The sequence below is a fragment of the Archangium lansingense genome (assembly GCF_026626635.1).
GTDB classification, from domain to species: Bacteria; Myxococcota; Myxococcia; order Myxococcales; family Myxococcaceae; genus Archangium; species Archangium lansingense.
Genome location: NZ_JAPNKA010000001.1, coordinates 4,797,377 through 4,813,321, shown reverse-complemented (window position 1 = coordinate 4,813,321; position 15,945 = coordinate 4,797,377). Strand labels below are relative to the sequence as shown.

The following is a 15,945-nucleotide window of genomic DNA, read 5'->3' as shown; positions in this document are numbered from 1 at the left end:
TCAAGGAGTTGGCAGTCATGGCCTGGAAGTGTGACATCTGCGGGAAGCGGCCGCTCGTGGGCAACAACGTCAGCCACGCGAACAACAAGACGAAGAAGCGGACCCTCCCGAATCTGCAGAAGATCCGGGCGTCCGTTGAGGGCCGCACGGAGCGCGTGCTGGCCTGCACCCGCTGCATCAAGGCGGGCAAGGTGACCAAGGCAGCCTGAGGTCGCCCGTGAGCTCGCGGGTGGGAAGATCGCGCTCGAAGAAGACCGCGCTCCCGCCCAGCGAGCGGCAGCACCCCCGGTCGGAGGACCTGGACCTCGTCTCTACGGAGGAGGTCGTCCGCCGGTTGCATCAAGAAGATGAAGTCGCCGTCCGTGCGGTCCGTCCCGCGCTCGCCGAAGTGGCGCGAGTGGCTCGGACCGTGGCGGATGCGTTGCGGGCGGGTGGCCGTCTGCTCTACGTGGGAGCGGGAACCAGCGGGCGCCTTGGGGTGCTCGACGCGAGTGAGTGTCCCCCCACCTTCGGAGCCTCCCCCAGCCAGGTTCAAGCGGTGATCGCCGGTGGACGCCGGGCGATGACTCGCGCGGTCGAAGGCGCGGAGGATGACGCCGAGGCCGGCGCCACATCCATGAACCGGCTGCGCGTGAGCCCCCGGGACGTGGTGTGCGGCATCTCCGCGAGTGCCCGGACGCCCTTCGTATTAGGCGCGCTGGACGAGGCCCGGCGGAGGGGAGCGCGCACGGTGCTGGTGTGCTGCAACCGGCCAGGCCCGAAGGCGAAGGCGGACCACGTGCTGCTGGCCGAAACGGGGCCGGAGCTGGTGGCGGGCAGCACGCGGCTGAAGGCGGGCACGGCGACGAAGCTGATCCTCAACGCGCTCACCACGGCGGCCTTCGTGTCGCTGGGCAAGGTGTACCGGGGACGAATGGTGGACGTGCGGCCCACGAACGAGAAGCTGCGCGAGCGGGCGGCACGAATGGTGGCGGAGCTGACGGACCTGACACCGGCGGCGGCCAAACGGCTGCTGGAGCAGGCGGGCAATGAGGTGAAGGTCGCACTAGCGATGCACTTCACGGGGCTGCCCGCGAAGGAAGCAAAGCGCCGCCTGAAACAAACCCCGTTGAGAGACCTGGCCTGACAACCCCTCTCCCTCCGGGAGAGGGACGGGGTGAGGGTGCCGGAAACAGTCAGGTTCAACCCCGTGGCGCTACCCGCGCAACCACTCCACCGCGCGCTCGAACACGGCCGTGAAGCCGCGCTCGACCTCTGCCTCGTCGACCCCCTGGAGGGGAAACGGGTTCGCGTGATCATAGTCGTACGCCATATCGAGGATCTCCACCCGAGCGCCGGAGCCCGAGAGCGTCCCGGCCACGGCCTCGGCCGGCATCACGGTGTCCTTGCGAAGCGGGATCGCCCGAACCCGCGAGCCGATCCGATGGAGAGCGGCCTCGCGCTCGGCATGGTGCCGATCATCACGCACCATGAGCTCGAAGGCACGGCCCACGGCGTCCTCTGAGAGGAGCCTGCCCAGCGCGGGCCGGTGCTGCTTGTGCGAATCGAGCTGCTCCAGGAACACGTGCAGCGCACGAGCGGCCGCGCTGTCGAGAATCTCCCGGGCCAGCGGCGACGTCTGCGACAGAAGACAGCCGCCGCAGAAGGTCACGAGCCGCGAGTCGGCGAACCGTCCGCCGTCATCGGCCATGAAGAGAAGCTCCGCCAGGAAGGCGCCGATGGAGTACGCGAAGACGTCGAGCCGGGCACCGGGCGCGAGGAGCGGCTCGTCTCCCCGGTAGACGCTCTCGGAGAGGCGAGAGAGATCCCTCAGGGTGCGCACGCCCGACCAGATGAAGCGGTCCGGACGGGCGTGGATGCGGGTGCTCAGGGCGGCGTTCGCGAAGCTGGAGGCCTCGAGCTCCGGCATGCGGCGCATGCGCTCGCGGCTGAGCTGCCGCATGGACCGCGGATCGGCCCAGATGGCCGGGGACCTGTCCATGTGGAAGGCGGTGGGAAAGAGGATGACGGGCACGCCCAGCCCCTCGACGAGGGTCTTCGCCCAGGGCAGGTACTTCTCCCAGCGGCGCTCGTTGAGGCCATGGAGGAGAACCACCCCTCGGGAGCTCCGCTCGCACCCGGGCGGCGCGACGACCCGGTACGGAAACTCGAGGTTCTCCTCGACGCCGTCATCCCGGTCGAGCAGCCCCTTGAGGGACTCGGGTTCGAGAGCGCCTTCCGGCACCGGGAGCGGCTGCGGTCCCCCATCAGCAGGCTCTTCCGCGGAGCGGAATCGGCGCTGGTGCAGCACGAGCCCGGTGTCCATGGATCCGGCGCCTCGCCCGTCTTCAAAGGCCTCGGCGAGTCTGCGGAACGTGCCGACGTAGCTCATGCAACCCCTCCCAGGGACAGACCGCCATCCCGTCCCCCATGGTGTCACGGAATCGGCCAGGCGCGTGTCGCGGAGGAGATGACAAAGGCCAGGACAGGGCCCCACAGCGCCCTCCCCTGGCCTGAGCTCATCCCACGAGCGTGGGCACTACGGCGCGGAGCAGCTGTTCACGCGGCTCTGCGAGACGGCGAACAAGAGGGCATCTCGCATCGTGCCCGGCTGATCCGCCCGGAAGAAGCTCCCCTTGCCCGCCAGGGAGATGCTCTGGAGCATGGGGCTGCTATCGCCGTAGCCGACGACGAACGTGCGCACCGTCTGGCTCCCCGGCATGTCGCCGCGCAGGTCCATGTGCGACAGGAAGAAGGCCACGTCATCCATGAAGTTCTTGTTGCCCACGCCCAGGCCGGTGGGCCAGTTGTAGGCCTCCATGCCGTAGTCACACGTTGCCTTGGTGGCGCCGAACAGGTGGCAGTAGTTCACGCCCCCCACGTTGGGGTTTGTCTCGGGGTTGGACGGGTCGAACGTGAGCAGCGAGCCATCGGGGTGCCTGGCTCCATGGGATTCGAGGATGTCCATCATCTTGGTGATGGGCACACTGTTGTCGTAACGAGGCGTTCCGCTGGTCACCACGATGACGGCGTTGTTCTGCGAGTCATTGCAGACGGCTCGGTCATACCCGGTCCCCTCCCAGGGCTGACCCGGCAGATAGATGCCCAAAGCCGTCTTGGGAGGCTTGAGCCATTCGTCAGACGCCATGCCCCAGAAGACGCCTTCCTGGCCCGTGTGCGTGTTGTTGTAGGTGCCGCCGTTGCAGCAACCCGGCCAGCCGAAGTACCCGGGGCTCACGGGCTGCTGGAACCAGTTCGACCACTTGCCATCCACCACCTGCGAGGAGAAGTAGCCACCCAGACCAAACAGGGCCTCGCCGAGGGAGCGCTCGATGTTGCGAAACACCACCTGGTTGACGGCCTGCCTCAGCCTGGGCCGGTTCAGCGCCGCCTCGTTGATGGTCGGAGAGGACTGGTCGCACGTCGGACGAATCTTCTCGAGCATCTCCGGCGGGTCGTACCAGCCGTGATCCCTTCCGAAGGTGGCCACGCCCATGCGCGTGTTGGACACCGTGCTGATGACGTCCTTGAGCGCCTTGCGCGCAATCACGAACCTGGGCGGACGCACGTTGAGCACGCGGCCGCTCAGCACCCACTTGCGGTACGCCTCGGGCGGGGGCGGCGCCTCTCCTGTTATCGACTCCTTCCGAGCGGGCGGGAAATCGTCGTCGTTGAAGGAATCACCCGTGTTCGCGGTGATGAGCGGACCACGCCACCACCCCTTGGTGGCCAGACACTGCTCGCACTCCTGCATCACTTCCGAGTTGTACCAGCCATCACTCGTCTTCCAGTTGGTGATCTCGTAGCACGCATACAGGGCAGTCGTCTGCCCGCTCAGGGACGAGGTGGAGGAGCTGAGCGACCACGGGTAGTCCTCCGTCTCCCAGGCCACGCGCCGGCCGCGCGCATGGTAGAACTTGCCTGGCTCGAAGAAGGGCGTCGTACCGAAGTCCGCGTCGTTGTCGTAGATGACAGAGCCGTTCTTGGCCGCATCCGGACTGTACTTGTCGAACCAGCTCATCGCGGCGACCAGTGCCGGGTCCGTGCAGCCCGTGTTGATGAAGTGCCCGAACTCACTGTCCTGGCCACGCTGGCCGTTCCCCGGGTTGGGAACGGGGGGGTTCCAGCCGGGAGTGAAGACCTCGGGCAGGTACTGCGGGAAGTCCTGCATGGACTCGCTGTTGTCCACCAGGAAGACGACCCCCGACGGGACCTCCTGCGCCCGGACCGGGAGGGGCAGCAGCCCTGACACCCCGACCGCCACCAGCCCCACGGTCAATCCCAGCCGTTGGCCGGACGACCGCCTCGAAAAACCTACACGTCTACCCAAATCACTGCGCATGTCACGGGCTCCTGGGGTGGATGCTCAACGGCTCACATGGCCACGACCGGCCTCGAGGCGGCGTCCTTGATACCTCAATGAGCAAGCACCTGCATATAGCGAAAGCAAACCCTGACATCGAATGAGCGCCTCATGCGCCCTGACAACAAAGCTGCCGTAAGAGCGTAAGACTCATCACGAAAGCCCTGCAAGGTTTGCGGTATGAAAGGTTTGCGGTATGAAAGGTTTGCGCAGTCCTTCTGGAGCACCCGCGAGCCTCGTACGTGTTTCTCTGTATGCCCGTCACCAGAAATGACGAAGGCCAGGACAGGGCCTCATGGCATCCTCCCCTGGCCTCGACTCACCCCGTCAAAAGGTCCACCTTCACGAACTGGTCGCAGTAGTTCACACCGCCCACGGCGGTGTCCGTCTCGGGATTGGCCGGGTCGAAGGTGAGCAGCAAGCCATCCGGGCGCCTGGCCCCGTTGGCCTTGAGGATGTCCATCATCCGGGTGATGGGCAGGCATTCAACGTATCGTTATAGGAATTCAGATTGTTGAAGGAGGAATCGAACGAGAACGGGTATTCCTTCACCTGCCAGGCCAGGCGCCGGCCGCGAGACATGTAGAACCTGTTCGGATCGAAGAACGGAGAGGCGAACTGGGGGTCGCTGTCGTAGGCGATGGAGCCGAAAAAACTCCACGTGTACTTGATTCACTTTGCATTTCGCGGTCTCCAGAGTCCAAACCACACACAGCCCCGACCGGCCTCGAGGTCCTCTCCCCTGTCTGGGGATGAGCGCTCGTCTGACGTGGATACAGTTTGGCCCTGACACCGACGGCTTGGAGTATGGGAAGTACGTAGGGCTCCAACCATGACCGTGAAACGGCCTCGCACGGACGGTCCGCGGCCGGCACAGCGCGTCTTCCCACTGAGACTCCCAGTGCGAGTGGATTTGGTGGCGCTGGCGCAGGAAGACGTGCAAATTGCCCGGCCGCCTACACCAAGGCGAACTTCCAGGAGTCCTCACAGATGAAGCTCTATTACGCCCCGGGTGCCTGTTCGCTGTCGCCGCACATCGTCCTGCGCGAGGCGGGCCTGTCCTTCGAGGTTGAGAAGGTCGACCTGCGCAGCAAGAAGACGGAGTCCGACAAGGACTTCAACACCATCAACCCCAAGGGCCAGGTCCCCACCCTTCAGCTCGAGGACGGCAGCACCCTCACCGAGGGCCCCGCCATCGTTCAGTACCTCGCCGACAAGGCACCCCAGTCCAAGCTCGCTCCGGCCAACGGCACCCTGGAGCGCTACCGCCTCCAGGAGCTGCTCAACTTCATCACCACCGAGCTGCACAAGGGCTTCAGCCCCCTCTTCAACCCCACGTACCCCGAGGACGCGAAGAAGATCGTCCGCGACAACCTCGCCAAGCGCTTCGACTACCTGAACGCCTATCTGGAGAAGGGTCCCTACGTCACGGGCGAGCAGTTCACCGTCGCTGACGCCTACCTCTTCACCGTCCTCAGCTGGACGGCGTTCGTGAAGATCGACCTGGGCCAGTGGCCGGTGCTGAAGGCCTACCACGAGCGCGTGGCCAGCCGTCCCCACGTGCAGGCGGCTCTCAAGGCCGAGGGCCTGCTGAAGTAATCCCCTGAAATCCCGGTGCCCGGGCCTCATCACGGCCCGAGCACCCCGTGCGCGGAGGAATGGGCAGCGCTGGCGCGGCCGTGCTGTAGTCGGCGCCCCTGTTCCGGACCGGAGACCGCACGGTGAAAGCCCTTTCCCTCCTCGCCCTCGTCCTCGCCGCGATTGTCTGGCCCGCCGGCCCCGCACTCGCCGCGAAGGCTCCCTCCCCCGCCCTCGAGGGACTCGACGCGCTCTACCCCGAGCTCGACGCCCTCTACAGGGAGCTGCACCAGAACCCGGAGCTCTCCCTCCAGGAGGAGAAGACCGCGGCGAAGCTCGCCGAGCGCCTGCGCAAGCTGGGGTTCGAGGTGACGCAGAAGGTCGGCGGCCATGGCGTGGTGGCGGTCCTGCGCAACGGAAAGGGCCCCACGGTGCTGCTGCGCACCGACCTGGATGCGCTCCCGGTGGAGGAGAAGACGGGACTCCCCTATGCCAGCAAGGTGATGGCTCAGGATGACTCCGGCCAGAGCGTGCCCGTGATGCACGCCTGCGGGCATGACGTCCACATGACGGTCTGGACGGGCACCGCCACCCTGCTGGCGCGCGCGAAGGACCGGTGGCGCGGCACCCTCGTCATGGTGGGCCAGCCTGCCGAGGAGCGGGGCAGCGGAGCGCGGCGGATGCTCGAGGATGGCCTCTACAAGCGCTTCCCCAAGCCGGACTTCGCCGTCGCCGTCCACAACAGCGCCTCCGCCGTGGCGGGCTCCGTCGAGTACGTGTCCGGCTATGCCCTGGCCAACGTGGACTCGGTGGACATCACCCTCTACGGCAAGGGCGGGCACGGCGCCTACCCGCACACCACCGTGGACCCCATCGTGCTCGCGGCCCGCACCATCCTCTCGCTGCAGACGCTCGTGAGCCGGGAGAAGTCCCCCCTCGAGCCCGCCGTGGTGACGGTGGGCTCTGTCCACGGCGGCACCAAGCACAACATCATCCCGGACGAGGTGAAGCTCCAGCTCACCGTGCGCTCCTACAAGCCCGAGGTCCGCAAGCAGCTCCTCGCCGGCATCGAGCGCGTGGTGAATGCCGAGGCCACCGCGGCCGGCGCGCCCCGCAAGCCCGAGGTGGCCGTCACGGAGGGGACGCCCGCCACCTACAACGATCCGGAGCTGACGAAGCGGCTGATCGGCGCCGTCACCCGGGTGCTCGGCAAGGAGAACATCCGTGAGGCCCAGCCCGTCATGGGCGGCGAGGACTTCTCCGAGTACAGCCTCGCGGGAGTCCCCGCGGTGATGCTCTGGCTGGGCACCGTCGAGCCGAAGCGGCACGCGGAGGCCAAGGCAGCGGGCGAGACGCTGCCCTCCTTGCACTCGCCCCTCTTCGCCCCGGACCGGGAGCGCACCCTCCGCACCGGCGTCACCACCCTGACCACTTCCGCCCTGGAGCTGCTGGGCAAGCCCTAGCGAAGTGTCCACGAAGCTTTCGGACACAGTCGTGTTGCGCATGCCCCCTCTCCCTCTGGGAGAGGGCGGGGGGTGAGGGTCTACACCCGTGCTCCGCGCCCCTGCTCACATCACGGAGCATCCGTCCCCCATTGCGACCCTCTGCCTTGAGTTCCCTCGCGATGACGCAGTCCGAGGGAAGACCCTCACCCTAGCCCTCTCCCAGAGGGAGAGGGGACCTCTACGGGCTCTCGGACTATGTCCAAGAACTTCGTGGACACTCCTCTCGTGGAGATGACGAGGGGCCACAGGGAGTCGTCGAGATGGATGCCAGAGACGGGGGGCATAGATTCATCTCCAAAAACCGACCGGCGCGGCCGCCAGGAGTGGCAACCGCGCCGGCCGAAGACTTCCGTGAGGCTCGGAACTACTGGCCGGAGCTCACCTTGTAGGTGACGCCCGAGAAAGCCGTGTAGGCCTTGATCAGGACGTAGTAGGTGCCCTGCTTCGCCCCGTTGATGGTGCAGCTCTCCGTGGCGGTCGCACCCGCCGAGCGGCAGTCGTAGCTGGTGGTGGTGGGCGCGCTGCCGAACTTCACGTACAGGTCGGCGTCACCCGTGCCGCCAATCGTCTCGAACTTCATCGCCGTCGCGCCGGCCGGCGTGACGTAGGTGTAGTTCGTGTTGCTGCTCTTGGCACCCGACAGGTTGCTCACCGTGGTGAGCACCGTCCAGGTCGGGGGAGCGGCCACGCCCACCGCGGCCCAGGCCTCGTTCACCGAGGTGGCAGCAGCCGAGCCGTAGAGATCGGTGGCGGCCTGCGCCGTGGCACCACGCGCCTCGGAGAAGGTGCTGCCCGGCGTGAGGTACACCGTGTTGGCGCGGTAGAAGATGGCCGCACCCTTCATGATGCTGGCGTACGCGTCCGCATCGAGCGCGGGCACCACGTTGCTCGTCTTGCCGCGCGGGTGCGTGCCACCGGTGACCATCAGCTTGAAGGCCAGGTTGGCGATACCCGAGTTCCAGTGCACGCCGCCGTTGTCGGAGGTGCCCGTGTAGCGCGTCGGGTAGTAGTCGTAGTCACCCGCGATGGCCGGGTCGTTCATGTAGCGAAGCGCGTCACCCGCGGTGGCCGGGGTCCAGCACTCCTCGCCGATCTTCCAGGTGTTGGCGCTGACCGCACCATCCCGGAAGGCCTCGATGGAGGAGCCGAAGATGTCGGACATGGCCTCGTTGAGGGCGCCCGACTCGTTCGCGTACACGAGGTCCGACGAGGTGTCGGTGACGGCGTGGGTGAGCTCGTGGGCCACCACGTCGAGCACGGTGAGCGGGCCGGACTGCGTGCCGTCGCCATCGCCGTACACCATCTGCGTGCCGTCCCAGTACGCGTTCACGTAGTTGCGGCTGTAGTGAACGGACGAGGTGAGGGTGGTGCCGGCGCCGTCGTAGCTGTCACGGCCGAACTTGCTGAAGTAGAAGTCGTAGGTGAAGCCCGCGTTGTCGTGGGCCGCGTTCGCCACGGCGTCGGAGACCGGAGCCTGGCCCTCGGAGCGCAGCAGCGAGCCGGGCAGCGTGGTGCGGTTGCTGGCCGTGTAGGTCTTGCGGTTGCGGGTGGTCTTCAGGTTGTCGAACTGCTTCACGACCTCGCCCGTGTGCGCGTCGATGAAGAGGTTCGGCTGCGAGGGCGAGCCATCGGCCTTGACGCTCTCGAGCTGCACGCGCCAGGTCAGGTGGGCCCCGCCATTCTCGGGGAGGATCTGCAGGTCCGCCTTCGGAGTGCCCGTCAGGGTGCTCGCGCCGCCCACCTGGGCGATGGCGAGCTGGGTGGCCTCCTCGGCCCGGAGCTTGGGAGTCGTGTCGACCTTGAGGTCACGCGTGAGACGGTCGGTGATGGAGGCGACGGAGCCGTCCGCGTTGAGGTGGAGGATGGCCTGGGCGCCGAACACGGGCACGCCCCGGAGGCTCTGCGACACGCGCTCGTGAGACAGGCCGCGCTCGTCGCGCAGCGCGCGCTTCAGCGACACGTCACCCGCGCCACGGAAGAAGTCCGGACGCTGGGCCTTGAGCTGCTGCAGACCACGGCTCTCGGACATCACCGAGATGTCACCGGCGGGCTGAGCGTCAGCGTCCACGGTCTCAACACCGCAGGCGCTGCCCAGAACCATCAGGGGGACGAGGGAAACAAATCGACGAAGACGCATCGGGACTTCCTCCGGTTCCTCGGGTTCAGCGGAAAGCCGAACTCTCCTCTCAAATTCCAAGAAAAGGAGACTTTCGTCAAGTCGTAATTTTCCAGGATTAATTAGATGACCTGGCTCACTCCTGAACGGTCACAAGAACCGGAGAGCCCGTGATGACGCGGTGCTATCACTCCGGCGCCATGTCCCAGCCTTCCGCCCCCCTGTTCGCCACGGTCCCCAACGAGATCGACTTCCCGGCTGACGAGCGCCGCACCCTCGCCTTTTGGAAGGAGCACCGAATTTTCGAGCAGACGCTCGAGGGCCGGGGGGACGCGCCCACCTTCGTCTTCTACGAGGGCCCGCCCACCGCCAACGGCCTGCCCCACAACGGCCACGTCCTCACCCGCGTCATCAAGGACCTCTTCCCCCGCTACAAGACGATGCGCGGCTACCGCGTCCCCCGGAAGGCCGGCTGGGACACCCACGGCCTGCCCGTCGAGGTCGAGGTGGAGAAGGAGCTGCGCATCCACGGCAAGGCGGAGATCGAGCGCTACGGTGTAGAGCCCTTCACGGAGCGTTGCATCGAGTCCGTCTTCCGCTACACCAACGAGTGGGAGCGGCTCACCGAGCGCATCGGCTTCTGGGTGGACCTGCCCGAGGCCTACGTCACCTACCACCGCAGCTACGTGGAGAGCGTCTGGTGGGCGCTCGCCGAGCTGTACCGCAAGGGCCTGCTCTACCGCGGCCACAAGATCGTCTGGTGGTGGCCCCAGGGCGGCACCGCGCTCAGCTCGGGCGAGGTGGGCATGGGCTACCGCACCGTGGATGACCCCAGCGCCTACGTCGCCTTCCCGCTGCGAGACTCGCCCGGCACCGCGCTCCTCATCTGGACCACCACGCCCTGGACGCTCCCGTCCAACATGTACGCCGCCGTCAACCCCTCGGTGGACTACGTCACCGTGGACGCCGGCGAGCGCAAGCTCATCATCGCCGCCGCCCTCCGCGAGGAGCTGAGCAAGAAGCTCAAGAAGGAGCTGCCCATCCTCGAGACGTTCAAGGGCAGCACGCTCGTGGGCCGGCGCTATTCGCCCCCCTATGACGTGTACGCCCAGCGCGTGGGCAACACGGAGCTGCCGCTCGTTGACGGGGGCACGGACTCGCCCGCCTGGCGCGTCATCGGCGCGGACTTCGTCACCCTCACCAGCGGCACGGGCATCGTCCACATCGCCCCGGCCTTTGGCGAGGACGACTACGAGGCCTTCCGCCGCGAGCGCACCCGCTTCTCCAAGCCCGAGGCCCTGGAGATGTTCTGCGCCATCCGCCCCGACGGCACCTTCTCCGAGGACTTCCCCCACCTCACCGGCCGCTTCGTGAAGGACGCGGACAAGGACATCCAGCGCGAACTCAAGGAGCGCGGACTGCTCCAGCTCGTCGAGCAGTACCGCCACGAGTACCCCTTCTGCTGGCGCGCCGATGATGATCCGCTCATCCAGTTCGCCCGGCCCGCCTGGTACATCCGCACCACCTCCGTGAAGGACCGGGCCATCGCCAACAACCGCGCGGTGAACTGGGTCCCCGAGCACATCAAGGAGGGCCGCTTCGGCGACTTCCTCGCCAACAACGTGGACTGGGCCCTCTCGCGCGAGCGCTACTGGGGCACTCCCCTGCCCCTCTGGGTCCACTCGGAGACGGGTGAGGTGGAGGCCGTGCCCTCTCTGCTGGCCCTGCGCGAGAAGCCCGGCAGCAACCTCGCCGCCGTGGAGGCCGAGCTCAAGGCCTTCCTCGCCACCCGCCCCACCGCCGCCACCAGCGCCGAGCACCTCATCGTCCACAAGCCGTGGATCGACAAGGTCACCTACGAGAAGCCCGGCACCCCCGGCCGCTTCGTGCGCGTGCCCGAGGTGGTGGACGTGTGGTTCGACTCGGGGTGCATGCCGTTTGCCCAGTGGGGCTACCCGCACGCGGCTGGCTCGCGCGACAAGTTCGCCCAGGCCTTCCCCGCCGACTTCATCTCCGAGGCCATCGACCAGACGCGCGGCTGGTTCTACTCACTCCTGATGATCAGCACGCTCGTGTTCGACGAGGACACGCAGAAGCGCGAGGGCCTGGCTCCCGCGCGCGGCTGGCCCATGCCCTACAAGAGCTGCATCGTGCTCGGCCACGTCTCCGACAAGGAGGGCAAGAAGGAGTCCAAGTCCAAGGGCAACTACACCCCGCCGGAGATCATCCTCGATGAAGTGCGGATGGACTTCGCCGTGCTCGATGACAAGGCGGCCGGTGCCCCCGGCGTGGCTGGCGAGGCGCTCATCGCCCGCGAGGACCTCGAGGGGCTGGACATCCAGGAGGGCGCCAAGGTGCGCGTCTTCCGGCCGGACGCGCCGGAGAAGGCCGTCACCCTCACGGTGAAGGCGCACAAGAAGCTCAAGCGGCGCGTGGTGCTGCTCTCGAAGAAGGAGCTGGAGGCGCTGGGCGTGGCGCCCTCGGCGCGCGGCGCGGACGTGATGCCGGTGGAGGTGCCCCGGTTGGCGCCCACCGCACGCGTGGTGCTCCAGGATCCGGCCAGCCGCTCGCCGGGCGCGGATGCGTTCCGCTGGTTCTTCTACGCGGCCAGCCCCACCTGGTCCAACACGCGCCACTCGCTGAGCAACGTGCGGCTCCTGCAGAAGGACTTCCAGGTCAAGCTGCGCAACGTCTACTCGTTCTTCACCATCTACGCGAACATCGACGGCTTCTCGCCGGCGCGGGGCAACGCGGACGCCACCGAGGTGCCGTGGCTCGCCATCCGCCGGAGCATCGGCTGGCGTGAGCCGAAGCAGCGCACGGTGCTGGACCGGTGGATCCTGTCCGAGGTGCAGCTCGTGGTGCGCGACGTGGCCCGGGCGCTCGATGCCTACCAGGTGTACGAGGCGGCCCAGCGGCAGGTGGCGCTGGTGGACGCGCTCTCCAACTGGTACCTGCGCCGCAGCCGCGAGCGCTTCTGGGGACCGGGCCTGGAGCAGGACAAGCTGGACGCGTACTTCACCCTGTACGAGGCGCTCACCACCATCGCCGCGCTGTCGGCCCCCTTCGTCCCCTTCTTCGCCGAGGAGATGTGGGGCAACCTGGTGGGCCGGCCGTGGCCCAAGTCCCAGCCCAGGAGCGTCCACCTGGGCCGCTTCCCGGAGCCGGACATGAGCCTCGTGGACGAGGCGCTCTCCACGGAGATGGGCGCGGTGCGCGAGCTGGTGTCCCTGGGCCTCAAGGTGCGCACGGACAACAAGCTCAAGGTGCGCCAGCCGCTGTCGCACGCGGACATCATCCTCGCGCGCCGCGAGCTGCGCGAGCGCGTGGCCGTCTACCAGGACCTCATCGCGGACGAGCTGAACGTGCACGAGGTGCGCTTCCTGGAAGAGGGCCGGGAGGCGGACGTGGTGCGCTACAAGGTGCGACCCAACCTGCGTGCGATGGGCAGCCGGCTCGGACCCAAGCTGGCCCCGGTGCGCAAGGCCTTCGACGCCGCCGACAGTCGGCTGCTGCAGCGAGAGCTGTCGCGTGAGGGCAAGGTGGCTCTCACCGTCGAGGGCGAGCCCATGGTGTTCCCCGCCGAGGAGCTGGAGGTGCTGGTAGAGGCCAACCCCGGCTACGCCGCCGCGGGCGCGGGCGTGGGTGTGGTGGTGCTGCACACGGAGCTGACGGAGGCGCTCGTAGATGAGGGCCTGGTGCGCGAGCTGCTCGCGCGGGTGCAGGCGGCGCGTAAGGACATGGCGCTCGGCTACACGGACCGCATCCGCCTCTGGGTGGATGGGGATGAGCGGGTGCGCAAGGTGGCTCAGGAGGCGCGGGAGTCCATCTCGCGCGAGACACTCGCCGCGGAGCTGAAGGTGGGCCCCGAGGGTCTCACCGGCCAGGAGGAGGAGCTCAGCCTCAACGGCCTGCCCGCCCGCATCCGCGTGGAGCGCGCCTGACCAAAACCCCGGCGGCGGGACCCCCAAGTCCCGCCGCTGGAGTGACTGCTCACGACCGGGAGGGCTGAGATGCCAGCCCTCGACCCGGCAGCGTGGAACTACAGGGACCCGGGGTTCCGGGGATCGAGCGGGCTGGGATCAAGCGGGCCGGGGCCAGGATCGATCAGGCTATTGCACGCCCACTTCCTGTTGCCGAGGCAATGGCAGACTCCCGCGTTGGCCGAACCGACGCAGCAGCTGCGCGTGGAGCCAATGGTCGAGCACGTCGTTCCATTGAGATTCGTGCACGAGTTTCTCGAAGAACAGAGCGGAGTGGGATCAATGACGAGCCCACAGGACTGGGTGACGCCATCACAGGTGACACTCTGGCCATTCGTGGAGGAACAGGTGTTCCCCTGACAGGAGAGGGGGGTTCCGTTCGGGCAGGTCGTCGAACAGGTGGAGAGCGCACTCTCACTCTGTCCCAGGGCGCCCTCGTCGTACTCCATCTCGGTGCCACCACAACCAGACACGACAGTAACGACAAACGTTGCAAGGACGAGCAGGGTTTTCTTCATGTCTGACTCCTGTCAGCGGGTCTGGTGTTCACCGTACAAATCTCACGGAAACACGTCAATCCCTTGCACTCACAACGACATCACTTCCTCATTCCCCTCTCAATTCGTTGCTCCCGAAGCAACAAGCCCGGACCAAAGGCTGTCATAACTCCTCATCACTCGCCGCTCCTGTTGCTCGTGTGGCAACAAGCTGTGATGAGGTCCACCGCTCCCCTGGCGGGAGCGCCAAATTGTCAGATTTCAAGAAGGACAACCACCGTGCTCTGCCGGGAGCAGCCTGCTCGAGGCCGCTCACCGGACTGACGGCTGGAGGTGATGACGAAAGGCTCACCCGCCCCGGGCGGGACTACATCCCCTTGAAGCGGGCGCAATCGACCCGGTAGATGTTCTCCCGATCGTCGACCACAGCCTGTCCGAACACACCGGCGGACATGTGCTGCTGCGAGGCCTCCATGGGCTCCGCGTAGCAGGCCTTCTTGTCCTTGCTCCGGGCGAGCAGCCACACGTCCATGACACGGCCCACCACCTCACCGGTGGTGCCCGAGGTCGAGCGCGCCCAGTCCTCTGAATTGAGGATGGCCTTGAAATAGGTCTTCTTCTCCGTGGGGCCCCACTTCAGGTTGGCGGCCTGGAGGATCTCCTTCTCCAGTGCAGCATCCACCTTCTGGGGGTTGGGAATGACCACCTTGGAGCCCACCGCCAGCTGCATCGCGTCGTAGCTGCCCTTGCCGGTGTTGAGCAAGAAGTGGTCATACGCGTCGTACCGCTTCTCGTTTCCCGCTGGCCAGGAGTAGCGGACCAGCACGGTGAACTTGGAGCGGTTCGCGGAGCCAGAGGCCAGCTTGTTCAAGAGCCACAGCCGGTGATCGTCCTCCGCGCCGATCTCCGGGACCAGGAACGGCTGAACGAAGCTCTTCTGGGCGGCCTGGGCCTCGGAAAGCTTGAAATTGTGGCGCCAGATGCCGCCACCGCCGGATTCGAGCTCTTTCCAGTCCGGCTTGTAGGCGGCGTCCTGGACCTGGACGTACTCCTGGAGCTTCTGGGGATCGGCCAGCGAGGGATTGGCCGTCCAGAACATGGAAACGTAGACATTCTTGCTGGAAATGTCGCGAAGGGTCTCATTGACCGTGAACCATCCGTGGATGGGCTGTCCCGCCTCGAACTCGACCTGCTTCGGGGGCGCGGTCTCACCGGCCGGCGCGGTGCTGCTCCAACCGCTTTGCGTCACTGTGACGGCCTTGGTCCTCGGAGTTCCTCCCAGTTCCGAGGAGACCTGCTTGATGAGACTCGCACAACCCGTCTGGAGCAGACACGAGGCGGCGAGGAGCGGAAGAGAGCGCAACGAGCGTGACATGATTCAACCCCCAAGAATCGTATTCAGGCCGATGATGGCCCGGTACGAACTCTAGTCCGACCCTCGGGGTGAAGGAGAAGCGCGCGAGGCCGCGCGGGCTCGTCACACGTCCGTGAAACGCCCAGGGGCCGAGCGCTCCCTAGGCCGCTGCCATCATCGCGTCCCAGAACATCTTCTCGTAGGCCTGGAAGAAGCGGGCCGAACGAAGGAGCAACCGGGGCTCTACGCCCTGATCCAGCCCTTCCTGGATGATGGGGAGTACGGCGTCTTCGAATGGTGGCAGGTTCGCGAAGCCATCCAGGAACACGGTCTCTTGTTCCGTGTGTTGATGGTCACCAGGAAGCGCAGGTTCCTGGTCATGGGTCGCCGGGAGTTGCCTGACTTCAAGACCACTCCCTGAGATGGGTGTGGCCGAGAAGTTGAGGGGGGGAGAGTGCGCCGGTGGAGTCCACGGTCGCGCGCGTCCTGAAAAGACGGAAGGCCCACCAGTAGCGGCTGGAGGGCCCTCCTTGGAGGCGCGCCCTGGTGTGCGAGAGGGGCGAGCCGGTG

The 15,945-nt window shown here is 66.7% G+C and carries 11 protein-coding genes; 5 read left to right on the top strand and 6 right to left on the bottom strand.

What is annotated here, in order from left to right; genetic code table 11:
* The first annotated feature begins 17 nt into the window (after window positions 1-17).
* Window positions 18-209, top strand: coding sequence for a 50S ribosomal protein L28 (rpmB, locus tag OV287_RS19730; RefSeq protein WP_043403428.1), 192 nt, complete (start codon window positions 18-20; stop codon window positions 207-209).
* A 20-nt stretch (window positions 210-229) separates the two neighbouring features.
* Complete coding sequence (gene murQ / locus OV287_RS19725) at window positions 230-1,126, top strand: N-acetylmuramic acid 6-phosphate etherase (protein ID WP_267535584.1); 897 nt, start codon at window positions 230-232, stop codon at window positions 1,124-1,126.
* Window positions 1,127-1,195: 69 nt separating this feature from the next.
* On the opposite strand, the gene OV287_RS19720 is transcribed toward murQ, so the two are convergent.
* The 3 genes from OV287_RS19720 to OV287_RS19710 all read right to left on the bottom strand — a co-directional run bounded on the left by OV287_RS19720 (window position 1,196) and on the right by OV287_RS19710 (window position 4,808).
* The gene (locus tag OV287_RS19720; protein ID WP_267535583.1) at window positions 1,196-2,371 is read right to left on the bottom strand and encodes a DUF6051 family protein; all 1,176 of its coding nucleotides are present in this window, start codon (window positions 2,369-2,371) and stop codon (window positions 1,196-1,198) included.
* A 147-nt stretch (window positions 2,372-2,518) separates the two neighbouring features.
* Window positions 2,519-4,321: a hypothetical protein gene (locus OV287_RS19715; RefSeq protein ID WP_267535582.1), complete on the bottom strand. Its 1,803-nt coding sequence runs from the start codon at window positions 4,319-4,321 to the stop codon at window positions 2,519-2,521.
* Window positions 4,322-4,661: 340 nt separating this feature from the next.
* Window positions 4,662-4,808 carry a hypothetical protein gene (locus OV287_RS19710; protein ID WP_267535581.1) on the bottom strand — a complete coding sequence of 49 codons (147 nt, stop codon included), beginning with the start codon at window positions 4,806-4,808 and terminating at the stop codon, window positions 4,662-4,664.
* Window positions 4,809-5,332: 524 nt separating this feature from the next.
* Here OV287_RS19710 and gstA point away from each other — a divergent pair.
* The gene (gene gstA, locus OV287_RS19705; RefSeq protein ID WP_267535580.1) at window positions 5,333-5,941 is read left to right on the top strand and encodes a glutathione transferase GstA; all 609 of its coding nucleotides are present in this window, start codon (window positions 5,333-5,335) and stop codon (window positions 5,939-5,941) included.
* A 122-nt stretch (window positions 5,942-6,063) separates the two neighbouring features.
* Entirely contained in the window at window positions 6,064-7,383 is a 1,320-nt protein-coding gene (locus tag OV287_RS19700) for an amidohydrolase (RefSeq protein ID WP_267535579.1), read from the top strand.
* 406 nt (window positions 7,384-7,789) lie between these two features.
* On the opposite strand, the gene OV287_RS19695 is transcribed toward OV287_RS19700, so the two are convergent.
* Window positions 7,790-9,562, bottom strand: coding sequence for a M4 family metallopeptidase (locus OV287_RS19695; RefSeq protein ID WP_267535578.1), 1,773 nt, complete (start codon window positions 9,560-9,562; stop codon window positions 7,790-7,792).
* A 179-nt stretch (window positions 9,563-9,741) separates the two neighbouring features.
* Here OV287_RS19695 and ileS point away from each other — a divergent pair, with 179 nt between their 5' ends.
* On the top strand, window positions 9,742-13,485 hold the full coding sequence (ileS, locus tag OV287_RS19690) for an isoleucine--tRNA ligase (protein WP_267542375.1): 3,744 nt from the start codon (window positions 9,742-9,744) through the stop codon (window positions 13,483-13,485).
* 903 nt (window positions 13,486-14,388) lie between these two features.
* Here ileS and OV287_RS19685 read toward each other — a convergent pair.
* Together OV287_RS19685 and OV287_RS19680 are read right to left on the bottom strand one after the other, a co-directional pair.
* A complete protein-coding gene (locus OV287_RS19685) occupies window positions 14,389-15,396 on the bottom strand; it encodes a hypothetical protein (RefSeq protein ID WP_267535577.1) in 1,008 nt (335 codons plus the stop codon).
* A gap of 139 nt (window positions 15,397-15,535) precedes the next feature.
* Window positions 15,536-15,703, bottom strand: a complete 168-nt coding sequence (locus OV287_RS19680) for a hypothetical protein (protein WP_267535576.1) — start codon at window positions 15,701-15,703, stop codon at window positions 15,536-15,538.
* Window positions 15,704-15,945: the final 242 nt, after the last annotated feature.